Source organism: Rhizobacter sp. P3_B12, from assembly GCF_056402895.1.
In genome coordinates, this window is sequence record NZ_JBFUGN010001134.1 from 1 (window position 1) to 1,822 (window position 1,822).

Annotated in this window: 2 protein-coding genes; both read right to left on the reverse strand. The window is 69.8% G+C overall.

Going from position 1 to position 1,822, the window contains the following annotated elements; all coding sequences use genetic code 11:
- The coding region (locus AC1D01_RS32970) for a hypothetical protein (protein WP_477873693.1) at positions 1-779 on the reverse strand (779 nt) is incomplete at its 3' end.
- Between the two features lie 94 nt (positions 780-873).
- Positions 874-1,809 (reverse strand): DUF2145 domain-containing protein, encoded by a 936-nt coding sequence (locus tag AC1D01_RS32975; protein WP_477873694.1) that lies wholly within the window; start codon positions 1,807-1,809, stop codon positions 874-876.
- Between the last annotated feature and the right edge of the window lie 13 nt (positions 1,810-1,822).

A 1,822-nucleotide genomic window follows, 5' to 3' on the forward strand; every position in this document is an offset into this window, starting at 1 on the left:
GTGCCCCAGCTCGCGAAGGTCTGCGCCTGCGCGGCCGGCTGCAGCGCGTCGCTCAGCGCGGCGGCGTACAGGCCGTTCGGCTGGTTCAGGTCGACGAGCCGGTAGGCCACATGCCGGTCGTTGCCCGACAGCGGATGGCCCGCGGCGCCGAGCGTCGGGTAGTAGACGACGCCGTCCTGGTTCGCCGCGCCGTTGAAGTTGGACGCATACGGCCAGGCCTTCAGCCCGTGGCCCTTGGCCTCCTGCACCGTCTTCATGCGGCTGACGCCGTTGTCCATCTCGAAAGACACCGTGCCGTCGATGCTCTCCTGGCCGTTGCGGTACGGGCTGCCGGTCGGCGTGAACGAGAAGAAGTCGGTGTGGAACACCGTGATCATCCCTTCCATCGTGCCGAACGGCGTGCCATCCTTGCGCACCGAGATGATCGCGCCCTCGAGGTCGTTCTCGTGCTCCTGGTCGAAGGCCGTGTCCGACCAGTCGCGCGGGTGATAGAACGAATAGCTGATGAACCAGTGCGTGCAGCTCTCGACCACCGAGTAGTACACGGTCGCGGGCCACTGGCCGTTGCCGCGGTTGTCCCAGTTGTTGGTCGTGATGCGGTCGTTGTCGTAGTCGTACGCGGTGATGTATTCGGACGGGTAGTCGCTCGAATCGGTGTCCTGGTAGTGCACCGGCGCATGGTGGAACGCGAGTTCCGCCGTCGTCAGCGCCTGGGCACCGATGCTCGCAATCGCCAGGCCGACGCCCGCCGCCAGTGCCGCGATGGTCTTCTTCAGCATGCGCTCTCCCCTCATTGAAGCCACGATTGATGTGGCCGCGAGGGTAAGGAGGCAGGATGTCAGCGCGATGGCAGTGCGGCGAGCTGCCGCGCGCTCAGTCGAACGCCAGCACCTCGTCGCCCGGCGCCGCCTCGCAGCCCGCGCCGAGCGGCTGCCAGCCGCGGCGCACGACGACCTTGCGCTCGTCGTGGCACAGCTCCACCCGTTCGGCCTGCGGCAGCTGCCGGTGCACGAAGGCCTCGACGGCGGCCGGCGTGCTGATGTGCAGCTTCAGCGCGAAGAGGTCGTCGCGCGGATGGTCGTCGACGTGCAGCAGCGGCACGAACTGCGCCGCGAACAGCAGCCCATGCGAGCCGATGTCGACCGGCGCCGGCGCATAGCCCTGCGCCTGCAGCCACTGCTGCGCCTGCTCGCGCGTGACGCTCGCGGCATCGAAGCCGCCCCAGGCGCTGGCGATCAGCTCCATCACCCACTGGTTGCAGTTCTGGTAGCGCGTGCTGAAGGCGTAGGCGTTGGCGCTGTAGCGCGCCGCCAGCAGGTCGAGCGCCAGCCGGCGATCCTGCGAGGCGTGGGCGAGCGACACGCCCTCGGCCGCGGGCAGCAGCACGATCGAGACATGGCCGAGCGACGGCCGGTCGGCACCGAGCAGGAAGCCGGCGACACCCTGGTCGTACAGCCGGGGCCGCGACTCCTCGCAGGCGTAGTAGAGCTGGCGCACCGACCAGGGGCCGCCGGCATCGGCCTTCAGCAGGATGCCGGCATGGGAGTAGCGCAGGCCGAAGCGGCTCAGGTCGAGGCCGGAGCGCGAGATCAGCGCCACGTTGCGGCCCGAAGCGTCGAGCTGCTGCCGCACCAGCGCGGCGAAGCGCAGCAGCTTGTCCTGCTGGCCGGCGTTGATCGCCGAGGGGCGGTCGCAGAACTGTGAACTGGCGGGAGCACCGGCAGACGAACTGGCGGCCTGTGCCGCGCCGACGAGCCCCGCCACCAGCGCGGCGGCCACGACCGCATGGCGGCCGCGCCGGCGCCTCACCGCCGCATCACAG